This window comes from Pseudonocardia sp. D17 (assembly GCF_036984265.1).
GTDB lineage: Bacteria > Actinomycetota > Actinomycetes > Mycobacteriales > Pseudonocardiaceae > Pseudonocardia > Pseudonocardia benzenivorans.
The window spans coordinates 1-207 of sequence record NZ_BPRG01000228.1 but is presented as its reverse complement, the minus strand read 5'-3'; the positions used below and the strand labels follow the sequence as shown (position 1 = coordinate 207).

Sequence of the window (207 nt, the reverse complement as noted above, 5' to 3'; positions counted from 1 at the left end):
GTCGAGCATCACTCGGTGCAGTTCCGCCCACACCCCGGCCCGCTGCCATTCCTGCAGGCGTCGCCAGCAGGTCACCCCGGACCCGCAGCCGAGCTCGGCGGGCAGGGCGTTCCAGCTGATCCCGGTCTTGAGCACGAACACGATCCCGGCCAGCGCGGCCCGGTCCGGCACCCGCGGCCGGCCGGTCCGTCCCCGCTTCGGCCGGCG

1 protein-coding gene is annotated in these 207 nt (G+C 75.4%); it reads right to left on the bottom strand.

Annotated elements, in window-relative coordinates; genetic code table 11:
- Positions 1–207 (bottom strand): transposase (locus tag PSD17_RS31680; RefSeq protein WP_339126009.1); only part of this gene is annotated, 207 nt, incomplete at both ends.